We start from the raw sequence: 13369 nt of genomic DNA, 5'->3' as shown, positions 1-13369 counted from the left end.
AAAAAGTCCGTATAATAACCTGAACGTCGGTCCGGTTTCACACTTTCACAAATGGCGCCTTGCACGCTCACGAGCAGCACGGCACAGTTCGGGCTAGACTTTTACGTAAGAAGGGCATCCTTGCCCACTGAAGCTCGGCAGTATTTGACTCAACGTTTAAGGAGTGTTTTGTGTATTCATTTGGAGCCTTGGTGTTTACTGGCATTATCTGCCTGATCGCAGGCGCGGCAGCGGGGGCAGCACTGCTCAACGCACTGCGCAGTCACACCTATTCGCGCGAAATGGAGCGCCGGGTTGCAGAGGCAGAAAACGCCCTGAAAAACTATCAGCACGACGTCGCCCAGCACTTTGGCGAGACCTCTGCATTGGTCAACAATCTGACCCAGAGCTACCGGGATGTGCATGAGCATCTGGCCAAAGGTGCGCTCAAACTTGCCACGCCCGCCATCAGCCGACAAATCCTGGAGTCGGCGAAAGGCCACTTGTTGTCCAGTGAAACCGCTGCCTATGCCTACAGCGAGGACACCAGCGTCGAGCCACCACGCGACTGGGCCCCTCGGGGCGAAAAAGGCGCGCTGAGCGAAGATTACGGGCTCGACGATACCGAGGCGCAGCCCGAGAGCGAAAGCGAGGCCGAGACCGAGGTGACCAGCGAGACTGAGACTGGCGTCGATCGGGACGAGGAGATCGCGCGTAAAAACTGATCGCGCCCTCTCCTCGCCACTGTAACCGGAGCTTATATGGCCACCCACCCGCTGTTTCGTTTCCTGGCCTGGCCAGTGGCCTTGGGGCTGATCGCCGCGCTGGCGGCGCTGTTGGCGTTTCCCCAGCTGGCCAATAACGGGCAGCGCCAGGCGACGTCGTCGAGCGACTTTGAGAGCCCCGTATCCTATTCGGAGGCCGTGCGCCGGGCCGCGCCTGCCGTGGTCAACATCTATACCCGCAAGCTCAGCCAGCGCCGCGGCCATCCGCTTATGGATGACCCGCTGTTCCGACACTTTTTTGAGAACTCTGACCTGCCCTACCAACAGCGTATGCAATCAGCGCTCGGCTCGGGGGTCATCGTCAGCGATGACGGCTACCTGCTCACCAACAATCACGTGATTGAGGGCGCCGAAGAAATTCTGGTGCTTCTGCACGATGGCCGCGAAGCGCGTGCGCGTCTGGTCGGTAGTGATCCCGACAGTGACCTGGCGGTACTCAAAATTGAGCTCGACAACCTGATCGCTATTGAGCTGGGCCGGCCCGCCCAGGCACAGGTGGGCGATGTGGTGCTCGCCATCGGCAACCCCTTCGGGGTGGGCCAAACGGTGACCCAGGGCATTGTCAGCGCGACCGGGCGCTACGGCCTGGGCATCAATACCTATGAGAATTTTATCCAGACCGATGCCGCAATCAATCCGGGCAACTCCGGTGGCGCCCTGGTCGATGCCCGAGGCCGCCTACTGGGCATCAACACCGCCATGCTCGACCAGACCGGCTATTCGGTCGGCATCAGTTTTGCCATCCCGGCCGACTGGGCCATGAAGTCCCTGAGCGACATTGTCGCCCACGGCACGGTGGTGCGCGGCTGGTTGGGGCTCGACGCCCAGCAGATGACCCCCGCCCTGGCCCAATCTTTCGGTCTGGAGTCCACCGAAGGGGTGATCATCACCTATGTCCACAGCCAGGGGCCTGCGCACCGCGCCGGTATTAACCCCGGCGATGTGATTACCCATATCAATGATGTTTCCGTCGGCGATGGTCGGCGCGGGATGTACGAAGTGGCTGAAACCCCTCCAGGCGACACGGTGCGTATCCGCCTGTTACGCGGTGGCGACACGCTCGAACTGGAAGCAGAGGTGGGCGTGCGGCCGATCGAAACCAGCCGCAGTTAAAGGATTCAGTCGAGAATACGGCGTTCGGCGGAGATGGCGTGCGCTTCAAGATCCTCGCTGCGCGCCAGCACCGACGCCACTTTACCCAGAACCGACGCACCGCTCGGCGAGCAGTTGATGATTGAGCTGCGCTTCTGGAAGTCATACACCCCCAACGGCGACGAAAAGCGCGCCGTGCCCGACGTGGGCAGCACGTGATTGGGCCCTGCGCAGTAGTCTCCCAGCGCCTCGGGCGTGTGCCGGCCCATAAAAATGGCGCCGGCATGACGGATCTTCGGCAACAGTGCGTCGGGGTCGGCCACCGATAACTCCAAATGCTCGGGCGCAATCCGGTTGCTGAGGGTCACCGCCTGCTCGAGGCTATCGACCTTGATGAGTGCGCCACGCTGCGCCAGGGACTCCCGAGCAATGTCGGCGCGGGACAACTGCGGTAACAGCCGCGCCATGGCCTCCGCCACCTGATCCAGATACTTCGCATCCGGGCACAGCAGAATGGATTGAGCCTGCTCATCGTGCTCAGCCTGACTGAACAGGTCGTAGGCGATCCACTCGGGGTCGGTCTCGCCGTCACAGATCACCAGAATCTCCGATGGCCCGGCAATCATATCGATCGCCACCTGGCCAAACACGGCGCGCTTGGCCGTAGCCACAAAGATATTCCCCGGCCCCACAATTTTATCCACTCGGGGCACGGTCTCGGTGCCGTAGGCCAGGGCCGCTACGGCCTGGGCGCCACCCACGGTAAACACCCGGTCGACCCCGGCAATCGCCGCCGCCGCGAGCACCATGGGGTTGAGCCTGTCATCCGGTGCAGGCACCACCATAACCACCTCATCGACACCGGCGACCTTGGCCGGAATCGCGTTCATCAGCACCGACGATGGGTAGGAGGCTTTGCCCCCGGGCACATAAAGTCCGACTTTTTCCATCGCGGTAATCTGCTGACCGAGCACGGTGCCATCGGCTTCCGTGTACTGCCAGCTCTCCTGACGTTGGCGCTGGTGATAGCGACGCACACGTTCGGCGGCGGTTTCCAGCGCCTCGCGTTGGGCAGGCGAGATCTCACTGAGCGCGGCCTGCAACTGAGCCTGACTGATCTCCAGCGCCGCCACGGAGTCGGCACTGCGCCGATCGAAACGATTGGTGTATTCCAATACCGCCGCATCGCCGCGACTGCGCACCGCCGCGAGAATTTCAGTCACCACATCCGCCACATGATGATCCGACACCGAGTCCCAGGCCAGAAGCGCGTCGAGGCGCTCGGCAAAATCGGGCTGGTTGGCATCGAGTCGGGCAATCATGTCGGACATAATGGTTTCCTGTGGGTATCTGGCCCTAGGCCGGGTTGGCGACCGCCTCTGCGATCGCGTCGATCACACCCTGAATTCGGGCGTGTTTCATCTTCATCGAAGCCTTATTGACGATCAGGCGCGAGCTGATGTCAGCGATCAGCTCGCGCGCCTCAAGGCCGTTGGCACGCAGGGTATTGCCGGTGTCAACAATGTCCACAATTTCATCCGCCAAATGCATGATCGGCGCTAATTCCATCGCGCCATAAAGCTTGATCATGTCCGTTTGCCGGCCTTGGGTGGCATAGTACTGCTTGGCAATATTGACGTATTTGGTGGCCACGCGCAGGCGCCCACTTTTGCGCGGTACACCTTTGATGCCCGCCGTCATCAGACGGCAACGGGCAATGTTCAGGTCGAGCGGCTCATAGAGGCCGTCGGCGCCATTTTCCATCAGGGTATCCTTACCGGAAATCCCCATATCGGCCGCACCAAACTGAACATAGGTGGGTACGTCCGAGCCGCGCAGAATCAACAAGCGCACGCCGGGCTGGTCGGTTTCAAACACCAGCTTGCGGCTTTTGCTGATATCTTCCAACGGCTCGATGCCAGCCGCTTTAAGTAACGGCAAGGTCTCTTCCAGAATACGGCCCTTGGTCAGGGCAAAAGTCAGGGTTTCACTCATAATAGGACTCAGCCAGTTACCCGGCGAATATCGGCGCCGAGCATCTGCAATTTTTCCTCAATACATTCATAACCGCGATCGATGTGGTAAATCCGATCAACCAGTGTCGTGCCTTCAGCCACCATGCCCGCAATAACCAGGCTGGCCGAGGCGCGCAGATCGGTCGCCATCACCGGTGCGCCTTTGAGGCGCTCAACGCCCTTGATGATCGCCGTATTACCTTCGAGCTTGATATCAGCCCCCATACGATTGAGCTCATGCACCTGGATCAGGCGGTTCTCAAAAATGGTCTCGGTTACCGACGAGCTGCCCTCGGCAACAGCATTCATGGCAGTAAACTGCGCCTGCATATCCGTAGGGAAACCAGGGTAGGGCATGGTCCGCAAATTGACGGCACGCGGGCGATTGCCCTTCATGTCGAGCGCGATCCAATCCTTGCCGGTGCTGATGTGGGCACCGGCCTCCTCCAGCTTCAAGAGCACGCCTTCGAGAATATCTTCGCGTGTATCCTTAAGCTTGACGCGGCCCCGGGTCGCGGCAGCGGCAACCAGATAGGTGCCGGTCTCAATCCGATCTGGCATCACCGTATAGGTACAGCCCTCCAGGCGTTCAACACCTCGGATCGTCAGCGTTGGCGTGCCGATACCGTCGATTTGGGCACCCATAGCCACCAGACAGTTGGCCAAGTCGACCACTTCAGGCTCGCGCGCCGCGTTCTCCAGAACCGTGATGCCATCAGCCAAAGCCGCCGCCATCAGCAGGTTCTCGGTGCCACCGACTGTCACTGTGTCCATCAAAATATGGGCACCTTTCAGTCGACCGTCGACCCGGGCACGAATATAACCTTCATCCACATCGATCTGGGCACCCATGGCTTCGAGCCCGCGCAGGTGGATATCCACCGGACGACTGCCAATGGCGCAGCCGCCGGGGAAGGACACATTGGCTTCGCCATGGCGCGCCAGAATCGGTCCCAGCACCAGAATCGAGGCGCGCATGGTCTTGACAAGCTCGTAGGGCGCGGTGAAGTCGTTGATACTCAACGGGTCAATCTCTACGCACATGCGCTCGTCGATGGTCACACCTACGCCCATACAGCGCAGCAGCGCAAGCATTGTGGTGATGTCGTTCAGGTGCGGCATATTGCAGATATGCACTGGCCCATCCGCCAACAGGGTAGCCGCCAAAATAGGCAGGGCCGAGTTCTTGGAGCCGGAGATACGGATTTCTCCGTTGAGCGGGCCCCCGTTTTTGATCATCAATTTATCCATGGTGTTCCTGGCATCCCAGCCCACTAAAACGTGAGCGATCGTATTTTTGCCCCGAACCGCGATTCGGGGTTGGCGTATTATTGCTGCTGGGCCCACTCGTCAGGGGTCAGGGTTTTCATGTGTACGGCATGGATGGTGCCACTACTGATCGCATCGTTCAGGATCGCATAGACACGCTGCTGCTTTTTGACCGGCGACAGACCGGCAAATTCTTCGCTGATCACCACCAGGCTCACATGGCTGCCGTCGATACTGACTTGCGCTTGGCTGCCGGGCATTTCGGTTTCGATCAGTGTCTTGATGTTTTCAGGTTGCATAGCTCACCCCAGGCAAAAGGCGAATTCTACCCAATGCGGGCGACAAACGCACCCCACCCGGAGCGCCCGGGGTCGAAGATCAGATGTCGTCGGCGTCATCGATCCAGTTGGCGATCACCTTATCGATGTCATTGCCATACTGGCGCATGGACTGATTGAACTGGCTGCGGAAGGACTGACCGAGGTTGACACCATCAAGGATCACATTGGTCACTTTCCATTCACCGGCGCGGTTACGCATCATCGTGTAGGACAGCCGATGGCTCTCACTGCCGTCGCGTACCTCCTGATGAACACTGACTCGGTTCTTGCCCTCAGTGCTCTCGTTCGGCCCGCGCAAGCGGATAGTGCTGCTCGCATAACTGGCCAAGCCGCGAGAATAGGTGGTGACCAGACCGCGCTTGAACTCCTCGGCGAAGGTTCTGATCTGCTCTTCGCTGGCACCCTCACCGTGATTGCCCATGACCACCCGGGCAATGAAGGGAAAATCCACCACCGGCTCCAGGGCTTCCGAGATCGCCTGCTCGTAGGCCTGGCCACTCAAGTCGCCGCGGGCGTAGGCCTGGACTTTCTCCATAATGGTTTCGGTGACCTGTTCCACCACCGCGTGCGGCTCGGACTCGGCGGTGTCAGCCTGAGCTACAGCCCCGAACAACGCCAGGACGGCCAACAATGCAGAGGGGAGTACTATTTGTCTGAACATGATCGTTTCCTTAATGCATGAGTTTGCCCGATACTGAACGGGTCAGCGCCTTGGACTGCAAAACTGCCCACAGGTGCCCTCTCGGGACACAATCGCGGCTGACAGACGGACTGCCGCACTATACCATTGCGTCAACGCCGATACACCCGCCCAGGACCATACCATGATAGCAATACTGTCGCCCCTCTGGCTCCCGCTGCTGGCCGTCATCGGCGGCTTTATCGGGGTCCTGTGGAGCGCGGATCGCTTTGTCAGTGGCGGCGCGGCGCTGGCCCATCACGCCGGGGTCTCGAAACTGGTCATCGGCCTGACCATTGTCTCGTTTGGCACCTCGGCGCCTGAAATTGTGGTGTCCTTTAGCGCCGCCCTGCGTCAGGCCGGCGAGCTCGCCGTGGGCAATGCCCTCGGGTCAAACATCGCCAATATAGCCCTGGTGCTGGCGATCACAGCACTTATCGCGCCTCTGCCCGTCAAACGCCATTTGTCCCAACGCGAACTGCCGGTACTGCTCGCGGTCACAGCACTCTCCGGCGCACTGCTGGTCGGGGGCCACCTCCACGCCTGGGAGGGCTGGTTGTTGCTCGCGGCCCTACCCCTGGCGCTCTACCTGCTGATGCGGGGCAAAACCAGGGATCTGGCCGACCAAACACTCCCGAGCATGAGCCGTGCACCCGCGATCCTGTGGTTTATTGTCGGCCTCGCGCTTCTGATTGCCAGCGCCGAAGTGCTGGTCTGGGGCGCCCAGACCATCGCCTTGGCACTGGGGGTCAGCCCGTTGATTGTAGGGCTTACGGTTATTGCGGTCGGTACGAGCCTGCCGGAGCTGGCCGCCTCGGTGGTCAGCGCCCTGCGCGGCCACCACGATATTGCCTTGGGCAATATCATCGGCTCAAACATTTTCAATCTTCTGATGGTCATGGCCATCCCGGCCGTGATTCAACAACCAGCCATGGCCCCCGAGGTGTTCACCCGGGATTTTATCACCATGGCGGCGATCACTTTGATACTGGTGGGCGCCATTGTTTGGGCACTGCGCCGCCCTCAGGCGCACCTGGGCAGAGCGCTGGGCGTGGCGCTGCTGGCCAGTTACTGTGGCTATTACGTCTGGCTCTTCAGCGGCTGACCCCCCGCCCAGCAACACCTGCTCAGGTAAGCTATAATGGCGCACCCTGAGCAACCAGGCGCCCTTATCAGGATTGACAACAGGCAAGGCATGAGCGAATTCGACTTTATCAGTTCAGGACAGCGCACCGTGGCCACCGAGGCCGAGGCAGTGCGTGCGCTGGGTGAGCGCATCGACGGCCAATTCAGTCGCGCCTGCGAACTGATTCTCAGCTGTGGCGGGCGCACCATCGTCACCGGTATGGGCAAGTCCGGCCATATCGGCAAGAAGATCGCCGCCACCCTGGCCAGCACCGGTACCCCCGCCTACTTTGTACACCCGGGCGAAGCCAGCCACGGCGACCTGGGCATGATTACCCCTGGCGATCTGGTGGTGGCCATCTCCTACTCCGGCACCTCCACTGAGATCCTGACGCTGTTGCCCTTATTCAAGCGCATGGGGACCCCCATCATCAGTATGACCGGCAATCCGGCGTCGCCGCTGGCAGAAGTCTCGGAAGTGCACCTGGATGTCAGCGTCCCCCACGAGGCCTGTCCTTTGGCGCTCGCGCCGACCTCCAGCACGACGACCGCACTGGTGATGGGCGACGCTTTGGCCATCGCACTGCTCGAGGCGCGCGGCTTTACCGCGGAGGATTTTGCCTTTTCCCACCCCGGGGGTGCCCTTGGGCGCAAATTGCTGTTGCGCGCTTCGGATATCATGCACGCAGGCGAGGAAATTCCGCGGGTCAGTCCGAATACCCCGCTGCCCCACGCCCTGCTGGTGATGACCGAAAAAGGCTTTGGCATGACCACCGTGGTCGATGATCAGGGCTGCCTGCTGGGCATCTACACCGACGGCGACCTGCGCCGCAGTATCGACCAGGGCATCGACATCAACGCCGCCACTATCGGTGAGCTGATGAACCGGACACCCAAGACGCTGCGCGACACCACGCTTGCGGCCGAGGCGTTGAATATCATGGAAGACAGCAAAATCACCGCGCTGATTGTCGAAGACGATCAGCGCCGCCCTGTGGGCGTGCTGCATATGCACGATATCCTGCGCGCCGGGGTGGTCTAACCGATTATGGATTCATTTATGCAAGACACCCGCAAACCCTTGTCACGGGCGCGCCTGCAAGAGCGCGCCGCCGACATTAAACTGCTGCTACTCGATGTCGACGGCGTGCTCACCGATGGCCGCCTGTATTTCAGCAACGACGGCAACGAGTACAAAGCCTTCAGCACCCTCGACGGCCACGGCATCAAGATGCTGCAAAAAAGCGGCGTCACCGTAGGCATCATCACCGGTCGCACCAGCGGCCTGGTGGCGCGCCGGGCTCGCGACCTGGGCGTGACCGTGCTGATCCAGGGACGCGAAGACAAATGGCTGGCCCTTGAGGAACTGCGCGCAGACCGCCCTCTGCCGCTGGAAAATATCGCCTTTATGGGTGACGACTGGCCGGATCTGGGCGTCATGACCCGGGTTGGTCTGGCACTGACGGTACCCAACGCCCACAAGAGCGTGCGCGAACGCGCCCACTGGTGCAGCGACGCGCCTGGCGGCCAGGGTGCAGTACGGGAGGCCTGCGACCTGCTCATGGAAGCCCAGGGCTGCTTTGACGAGCGCCTTGCCCCCTATCTGGCCACACCGGAGGGCTCGGTTTGAATCGCCGTCTGATTTTCGGAGGGCTGGGCGCCCTGGTGGTTTTTTTGGTGGTGGCCTTTTGGGACTCCGACCCACGGGAATTGCTGGCGCCGCCGCCAGAGGCCGATGAACGCTTTCCGAATGCTTACCTGCGCGGCGCCCAAAGCTGGGAGTATGACGCCGAGGGCGCCCTTGGGTATCAATTGGCTGCCCCCGAAGTCGAGCACTTCCAGCAATCCCCTGGCCGCACCAGCCCCCGCGACTATATCCTTTTTCACAACCCGGAAATGACTTTCCACAGTGCCGACGGCGACGCACCCTGGCAAGTGCGTGCCGATACCGGTCGGAGTGAAGAAGAAGGCGAACGCGTCACCCTCGAGGGTCAGGTTAGGGGTTGGAAGCGACCGGTCGACGGCGGACTCCTGGAACTCACCACCGAGCGGCTGGAGTTGCGCCCGGAACAACAATTCGCACAAACCGACAAAGCTGTTACCATTCGCACCCCTCAGGGGGTGACCCGCTCGATCGGCATGCGCGCCTACCTGGACCAGGACCGAATTGAACTTTTAGCCAATGTCAGAGGGGATTATGAACCCTGATTACTCCCGTATACGCCAGCCCCGGAGCCCTCAGTGGCTGCTGGCATTGGTTCTGAGCCTGCCTTTGGTGGCCAGCGCCCTACCCGATGACCGCGAACAGCCCATCCATATCGAGGCCGATCGCGCCGAACTCGATCAACGTCGAGGCATCACCACCTACGAAGGTGATGTGCGTATGCGCCAGGGCAGCATGCGTATTGAAGCAGACAAGGTGATTATCCATACCAACGAGGCCAACGACGTCGAGCGCGTCGAAGCCCATGGCAGCCCGGCACACCTGCAGCAGCGGCGCGACCCCGAGCGCGGCCCCATGCACGCCCGGGCCGATGCCATTGACTACGATGTGGCCCGAGAGCAGGTCCTGCTGCTGCGCAACGCCAGCCTCGAACAGGACGGTTCAACCATGTCGGGCAACCGCATCAATTACAACATGCTCGAAGACCTGGTCAACATCACCGGCGAGCGCGACTCCGACAGCCCCCGGGTAGAAATGGTCATACCGCCCCGCACACGCACCCCCGCCGAGGATTGATCGCCGTATGCCTACTCTGTACGCACACAATCTGGCCAAAAGCTACAGTGGCCGCAAGGTCGTTATCGACGTGTCTCTCAACGTATCCGCTGGGCAAATCGTCGGTTTGCTGGGCCCCAACGGCGCCGGTAAAACCACCTGTTTTTACATGATCGCCGGGCTGGTGCCGGCTGACGCCGGCAAAGTCGGCATCGATGACAATGACATTACCCACCTGCCGATCCACGGTCGGGCGCGCGCGGGCATTGGCTATCTGCCCCAGGAGGCGTCGGTATTTCGAAAGCTCACTGTGGCCGACAACATCATGGCCATTCTCGAAACCCGTAAAGAGCTCAACCGCAAGCAGCGCCTGGCCAAGCTCGACGCCCTGATCCGTGAGTTTCACATCACTCACATCAAGGACAACCTGGGCATGGCCCTGTCTGGCGGGGAGCGCCGACGCGTTGAGATTGCCCGCGCCTTGGCCACCGAGCCACAGTTCATTCTGCTCGATGAGCCCTTCGCCGGGGTCGACCCGATTTCGGTCTCCGACATCAAGCAGATCGTGCGTCACCTGCGCGACCGGGGTATTGGGGTTTTGATCACCGATCACAACGTGCGTGAAACCCTGGATATCTGCGAGGAAGCCTATATCGTCAGCGAAGGCCATATTATTGCTGAGGGCAGCCCTCAGGACGTGCTCGCCAACGAGAAAGTCCGCCAGGTCTACCTGGGTGAAAACTTTCACCTCTAGCCCCTCAGAAAACGGTATACACCCATACGGCGCGCCTTAGAGGGCTTGACAAAAAGCTATTTTCATAGAACAGGCATAAACATTGCTTACAGATATTGCCTGGCGCCGTGACACTGACTAAACTCGCAGTAACCATTCGCATTTTTCGGTGACGAGGAGTTTGGCTTAACCGGCGATGAAACAATCTCTCCAGCTAAAACTCGGTCAGCAGCTGACCATGACGCCCCAACTGCAACAGGCTATCCGCTTGCTGCAGCTCTCGACACTCGACCTGCAGCAGGAGATTCAGGAGGCCCTAGACTCCAATCCCATGCTCGAAGTCGAGGAAGTCGGCGATGGCGAGTCCGACAGCGGCACCGACGAGCGTGACTACGACTCGCGCGAAAACACCCGCGATCCGGAAAAACCGAGTGCCGACACCGACGATCGCCGTGGTGACGCCAGTGAAGGCAGCGCCGAGGAGGGCAGCGACTGGAATGACGCTATCCCCGAGGACCTGCCCGTCGACACCAGCTGGGACGACGTCTACCAGGCCAGTGGCCCTGCCGGCGCCAGCACCCCTTACGACGGCGAGGACGGCGACTACGACAGCCGCCGTGGCACCACTGAATCCCTGTACGATCACCTGATGTGGCAGCTGAACCTGACCCCCATGTCCGACCAGGACCGGGTAATCGCCATGGCCATTATCGATGCCGTAGAGCCCGGCGGCATGCTCTCGACCCCACTCAGCGATATTCACGAGGGCTTGAGTAGCGACTGGGACGACGACAACTGGGGCGAGCTGGAGTACGACGAGGTGGTTGCCGTGCAACACCGCATCCAGCAATTTGACCCGATTGGCGTGGCCAGCCAGGATCTGTCCGAATGCCTGTTGGTGCAACTCCAGCAACTGCCCCGGGAAACGCCACAACTGGAAGCTGCCGAGCTGATCGTGCGCCAGCACCTCGGGCTGCTGGGCAGCCGCGACTACCGCCAGCTGATGCGCCGCACGCGCCTGAAGGAAGCGGAGCTGGGACAGGCCATCGCCCTTATTCAGGCGCTCAACCCGCGCCCCGGCGACGCGATCGACACCGGCGAAACCGAGTATGTCGTGCCGGATGTGTTTGTGCGTAAACTCCACGGCCGCTGGAGCGTCGAGCTCAACCCGGATATCGCGCCGCGCCTGCGCATCAACACTGACTATGCCTCGATGGTCAAGCGGGCGGACTCCAGCTCGGACAACACCTTCCTCAAAGACAACCTGCAAGAGGCCCGCTGGTTCCTAAAGAGCCTGCAGAGCCGCAACGAGACCCTGCTTAAAGTGGCCACCTGTATCGTTGAGAAACAGCGCGAATTTCTCGAGCACGGCGCTGAGGCTATGAAGCCGCTGGTCCTGCACGACATCGCCGAGCTGGTGGAGATGCACGAATCCACCATCTCCCGAGTGACGACGCAGAAGTATATGCACACCCCGCAGGGTATCTACGAGCTCAAGTACTTCTTCTCCAGTCACGTCAGCACCGACTCGGGCGGCGAGTGCTCATCGACCGCCATCAGGGCCATGATCAAGAAGCTGGTCGCCGGGGAAAGCACGAAAAAGCCCTTGAGTGACAGTAAGATTACCGCGCTGCTGGCTGAGCAGGGCATTAAAGTGGCCCGGCGCACCATCGCCAAGTACCGTGAATCTCTTGGCATACCGCCTTCCAACGAACGTAAACGGCTGGTTTAGTGCACGGGGGCATGAACTCTTGCAAAGCCACTGCTATGCTGAAGGGTGGACGGTCGGCAAGCCAGCGATAACCGAAGACATCAGCCGAGCGGGCTGTTCCCGCCCGGTGCAGCCCCAAAAGAAGAGGACGTATCTATGCAAATCACCATCAGCGGTCACCACCTGGAAATTACCGATGCCCTGCGCGACTACGTCAACAGCAAACTTGAGCGCTTAACCAACCATCACGACCGGATAACCAAAACCCAGGTGATCTTGACCATTGAGAAGCTGGACCAGAAAGCCGAAGCTACCGTCCATGTGAGCGGCAAGGACCTGTTTGCCGATGCCACCTCCGAAGATATGTACGCCGCCATCGACATGCTCGCCGACAAGCTCGACCGACAGTTGATCAAACACAAAGAAAAACTCCGCAGCCATCGATAACGCCCATGTTAATTAAAGATATCATCACCCCCGGCCGCACCCTGTGCGGCATTGAGGGAGTCAGCAAAAAGCGCGCCCTGGAGCTGCTGGCCAACACCATATCGGCGGACGTCCCGGCCATTGACGCCGACGACCTGTTCCGCCGCCTGGTGGCCCGTGAACGTCTGGGCTCGACCGGTATCGGCCACGGTATCGCCATCCCGCACTGCCGGGTGGAGAATGCCGAGGGCACCCTGGGCGCACTGATCACCCTCAAGGATCCGATCGACTTTGATGCCATTGATGGCGAATCGGTAGACATCCTGTTTGCCATGCTGGTACCCGAGCGCGCCCAGGACGAACACCTGCAGACCCTCGCGGCGCTCGCGGCTGCACTCAATGACAGTGCCTTTCGCGATGCACTGCGTAGCGCCGACAGCCACGACGCGCTGTTTCAGGTCGCTACCGGCAACCACTAATTCATCCGCCTATTCA

Annotated in this window: 16 protein-coding genes; 11 read left to right on the top strand and 5 right to left on the bottom strand. The window is 60.5% G+C overall.

The genetic code is table 11. The features are described from left to right. The first annotated feature begins 170 nt into the window (after positions 1–170). Together DKW72_RS04740 and DKW72_RS04735 are read left to right on the top strand one after the other, a co-directional pair. Positions 171–704 carry a YhcB family protein gene (locus DKW72_RS04740; RefSeq protein ID WP_111641174.1) on the top strand — a complete coding sequence of 178 codons (534 nt, stop codon included), beginning with the start codon at positions 171–173 and terminating at the stop codon, positions 702–704. 36 nt (positions 705–740) lie between these two features. Next, positions 741–1877: a trypsin-like peptidase domain-containing protein gene (locus DKW72_RS04735; protein WP_111641173.1), complete on the top strand. Its 1137-nt coding sequence runs from the start codon at positions 741–743 to the stop codon at positions 1875–1877. Positions 1878–1882: 5 nt separating this feature from the next. On the opposite strand, the gene hisD is transcribed toward DKW72_RS04735, so the two are convergent. The 5 genes from hisD to DKW72_RS04710 all read right to left on the bottom strand — a co-directional run bounded on the left by hisD (position 1883) and on the right by DKW72_RS04710 (position 6142). Continuing rightward, positions 1883–3187, bottom strand: coding sequence for a histidinol dehydrogenase (gene hisD / locus DKW72_RS04730; protein WP_111641172.1), 1305 nt, complete (start codon positions 3185–3187; stop codon positions 1883–1885). A 25-nt stretch (positions 3188–3212) separates the two neighbouring features. Further along, on the bottom strand, positions 3213–3851 hold the full coding sequence (gene hisG / locus DKW72_RS04725) for an ATP phosphoribosyltransferase (protein WP_111641171.1): 639 nt from the start codon (positions 3849–3851) through the stop codon (positions 3213–3215). 8 nt (positions 3852–3859) lie between these two features. Continuing rightward, the gene (murA, locus tag DKW72_RS04720; RefSeq protein WP_111641170.1) at positions 3860–5122 is read right to left on the bottom strand and encodes a UDP-N-acetylglucosamine 1-carboxyvinyltransferase; all 1263 of its coding nucleotides are present in this window, start codon (positions 5120–5122) and stop codon (positions 3860–3862) included. Positions 5123–5199: 77 nt separating this feature from the next. Then, on the bottom strand, positions 5200–5439 hold the full coding sequence (locus DKW72_RS04715) for a BolA family protein (protein WP_111641169.1): 240 nt from the start codon (positions 5437–5439) through the stop codon (positions 5200–5202). Between the two features lie 79 nt (positions 5440–5518). Next, on the bottom strand, positions 5519–6142 hold the full coding sequence (locus tag DKW72_RS04710) for an MlaC/ttg2D family ABC transporter substrate-binding protein (protein ID WP_111641168.1): 624 nt from the start codon (positions 6140–6142) through the stop codon (positions 5519–5521). A 163-nt stretch (positions 6143–6305) separates the two neighbouring features. Between DKW72_RS04710 and DKW72_RS04705 the strand changes: the two genes are divergently transcribed. The 9 genes from DKW72_RS04705 to ptsN all read left to right on the top strand — a co-directional run bounded on the left by DKW72_RS04705 (position 6306) and on the right by ptsN (position 13353). Then, positions 6306–7265, top strand: a complete 960-nt coding sequence (locus DKW72_RS04705) for a calcium/sodium antiporter (protein ID WP_111641167.1) — start codon at positions 6306–6308, stop codon at positions 7263–7265. Between the two features lie 90 nt (positions 7266–7355). Then, on the top strand, positions 7356–8327 hold the full coding sequence (locus tag DKW72_RS04700; RefSeq protein WP_111641166.1) for a KpsF/GutQ family sugar-phosphate isomerase: 972 nt from the start codon (positions 7356–7358) through the stop codon (positions 8325–8327). Positions 8328–8345: 18 nt separating this feature from the next. Further along, positions 8346–8915 carry a KdsC family phosphatase gene (locus DKW72_RS04695; RefSeq protein WP_111641165.1) on the top strand — a complete coding sequence of 190 codons (570 nt, stop codon included), beginning with the start codon at positions 8346–8348 and terminating at the stop codon, positions 8913–8915. Further along, positions 8912–9493: an LPS export ABC transporter periplasmic protein LptC gene (gene lptC / locus DKW72_RS04690; RefSeq protein WP_111641164.1), complete on the top strand. Its 582-nt coding sequence runs from the start codon at positions 8912–8914 to the stop codon at positions 9491–9493. Before DKW72_RS04695 ends, lptC begins: the two co-directional genes overlap by 4 nt. Next, positions 9483–10025, top strand: coding sequence for a lipopolysaccharide transport periplasmic protein LptA (lptA, locus tag DKW72_RS04685; protein WP_157960392.1), 543 nt, complete (start codon positions 9483–9485; stop codon positions 10023–10025). The genes lptC and lptA overlap by 11 nt, the downstream gene beginning before the upstream one ends. Before the next feature lie 7 nt (positions 10026–10032). Beyond that, positions 10033–10758, top strand: a complete 726-nt coding sequence (lptB, locus tag DKW72_RS04680) for an LPS export ABC transporter ATP-binding protein (protein WP_111641162.1) — start codon at positions 10033–10035, stop codon at positions 10756–10758. Positions 10759–10933: 175 nt separating this feature from the next. Further along, positions 10934–12469, top strand: coding sequence for an RNA polymerase factor sigma-54 (locus DKW72_RS04675; RefSeq protein WP_111641161.1), 1536 nt, complete (start codon positions 10934–10936; stop codon positions 12467–12469). A gap of 135 nt (positions 12470–12604) precedes the next feature. Next, a complete protein-coding gene (gene hpf / locus DKW72_RS04670) occupies positions 12605–12895 on the top strand; it encodes a ribosome hibernation-promoting factor, HPF/YfiA family (protein ID WP_111641160.1) in 291 nt (96 codons plus the stop codon). 5 nt (positions 12896–12900) lie between these two features. Further along, positions 12901–13353 carry a PTS IIA-like nitrogen regulatory protein PtsN gene (gene ptsN, locus DKW72_RS04665; RefSeq protein WP_111641159.1) on the top strand — a complete coding sequence of 151 codons (453 nt, stop codon included), beginning with the start codon at positions 12901–12903 and terminating at the stop codon, positions 13351–13353. Positions 13354–13369: the final 16 nt, after the last annotated feature.

It is taken from the genome of Marinimicrobium alkaliphilum, from assembly GCF_003259155.1.
Taxonomy (GTDB): Bacteria; Pseudomonadota; Gammaproteobacteria; order Pseudomonadales; family Cellvibrionaceae; genus Marinimicrobium_A; species Marinimicrobium_A alkaliphilum.
This window is presented reverse-complemented; position numbering and strand designations above follow the sequence as displayed.

Bases quoted from the DNA above. Each gene is read 5' to 3' on its own strand.
- murA (WP_111641170.1), bottom strand. From the start codon at position 5,122: ATGGATAAATTGATGATCAAAAACGGGGGCCCGCTCAACGGAGAAATC.
- hpf (WP_111641160.1), top strand. From the start codon at position 12,605: ATGCAAATCACCATCAGCGGTCACCACCTGGAAATTACCGATGCCCTG.
- DKW72_RS04695 (WP_111641165.1), top strand. From the start codon at position 8,346: ATGCAAGACACCCGCAAACCCTTGTCACGGGCGCGCCTGCAAGAGCGC.
- DKW72_RS04705 (WP_111641167.1), top strand. From the start codon at position 6,306: ATGATAGCAATACTGTCGCCCCTCTGGCTCCCGCTGCTGGCCGTCATC.
- lptA (WP_157960392.1), top strand. From the start codon at position 9,483: ATGAACCCTGATTACTCCCGTATACGCCAGCCCCGGAGCCCTCAGTGG.
- ptsN (WP_111641159.1), top strand. From the start codon at position 12,901: ATGTTAATTAAAGATATCATCACCCCCGGCCGCACCCTGTGCGGCATT.
- DKW72_RS04700 (WP_111641166.1), top strand. From the start codon at position 7,356: ATGAGCGAATTCGACTTTATCAGTTCAGGACAGCGCACCGTGGCCACC.
- DKW72_RS04735 (WP_111641173.1), top strand. From the start codon at position 741: ATGGCCACCCACCCGCTGTTTCGTTTCCTGGCCTGGCCAGTGGCCTTG.
- DKW72_RS04710 (WP_111641168.1), bottom strand. From the start codon at position 6,142: ATGTTCAGACAAATAGTACTCCCCTCTGCATTGTTGGCCGTCCTGGCG.
- hisD (WP_111641172.1), bottom strand. From the start codon at position 3,187: ATGTCCGACATGATTGCCCGACTCGATGCCAACCAGCCCGATTTTGCC.
- DKW72_RS04715 (WP_111641169.1), bottom strand. From the start codon at position 5,439: ATGCAACCTGAAAACATCAAGACACTGATCGAAACCGAAATGCCCGGC.
- lptB (WP_111641162.1), top strand. From the start codon at position 10,033: ATGCCTACTCTGTACGCACACAATCTGGCCAAAAGCTACAGTGGCCGC.
- hisG (WP_111641171.1), bottom strand. From the start codon at position 3,851: ATGAGTGAAACCCTGACTTTTGCCCTGACCAAGGGCCGTATTCTGGAA.
- DKW72_RS04675 (WP_111641161.1), top strand. From the start codon at position 10,934: ATGAAACAATCTCTCCAGCTAAAACTCGGTCAGCAGCTGACCATGACG.